This is a genomic window from Collinsella sp. AM12-1 (genome assembly GCF_003472325.1).
Classification (GTDB): Bacteria; Actinomycetota; Coriobacteriia; order Coriobacteriales; family Coriobacteriaceae; genus Collinsella.
The window spans coordinates 338,817-339,981 of sequence record NZ_QRLS01000001.1 but is presented as its reverse complement, the minus strand read 5'-3'; the positions used below and the strand labels follow the sequence as shown (position 1 = coordinate 339,981).

General features: G+C 69.4%; 1 protein-coding gene. It reads right to left on the bottom strand.

Annotated elements, in window-relative coordinates:
• Nucleotides 1–986 (bottom strand): IS110 family transposase (locus DW136_RS01400; RefSeq protein ID WP_118288918.1); only part of this gene is annotated, 986 nt, incomplete at its 3' end.
• Nucleotides 987–1,165 lie beyond the last annotated feature (179 nt).

Below are 1,165 nucleotides of genomic sequence, written 5' to 3'. Positions count from 1 at the left end.
GATCCCTTCCTCCCGTGCATCCTTATCTCGAGGGGCACGCCCGTGTCCCTCGGCATGAGCTTCGGCTGGTGCCGCGCCGCGGCGTAGCACCATGAACCCTCAACGGCCAGCTTCCTCACGAGCGCGTTGCCCGCGCCGCTGATGCCTCCGAGCCGCACGGAGTCGCCGCTCGACCTCTGGCTCGGCGCGAGGCCGAAATAGGCCGTGACCTGCCTTCCGGAACGGAACCTCGTGAAGTCGCCGACCTCGGCCGAGAAGGCTGCGGCCAGCGCGAAGGCGCAGCCCTTGATCGACTGGAGGGCGGCCGCCTCCGCGGCGATCGGGCTGGCATCCACGGCCGCCCTGTACTCGGAGAGCAGGTCCGCCCGGGCCTCCGCCGCGGCCTCGACCTCGCTCCTCAGGGCGGCGAGCGTCCGAACCCCGCCGTCGTCCTCCGGCCTGACCTTGTCGAGCCACCTCAGGAAGTCGTAGGTCCAGTACTTCCTCGGGTTGCCGGCGGGCGTGGTGCCGCCGTAGGCGAACCCTCGCTTTGCGAGGAAGGCGAGCAGCCGCTGCTTGGCGGTCGCCAGGCGCGCGGTCGCCCCGTCGTAGGCGCCGGCGAGGTCCCTGATGCCCTCGACCTCGGGGGAGGGGACCCATACGGGGGAGATGTCGTGGGCGAGTATCGCCTTGGCCATCCTGGCGGCGACATTCCTGTCGTTCTTGGAGGCCGAGTCGGCGGCCGACCTGGGGATCTTCGAGACCGCGGCGACGACACACTCGACGCCGAGCCCGGCGAGCTCCCTCTGCGGGGCGAAGCCGGGGTAGCCGCTCTCGTAGGCCGCGAGCGACGGCCCGGGGAACCCACCCATCCACCCGGCGATCTCGCCCCAGGGGTTGCCGGGGAACCTCCTCGTCACGGCCTCGCCGGTGTCCGCGTCGAGGGCGCAGACGGTGGTCGACCTCAGGTGGACGTCCATCCCGAACGCGGTAGAATACTTTGGCATGGGAGCCTCCCAACCTCGTTGCGGCGCGGCTGCGCCTATGGCACTTCAACATCATTGTCGCAGCCCCGACCCGCGGTCACGAGCGGGGGCTCCTATCTTTTTAGTGCCCTCGGATTGGGTCATAGTGTCTGTCGTTGCCAAGACATCGGCGCTTCCGTTGTTGTAGGTGGCAGTTAGGT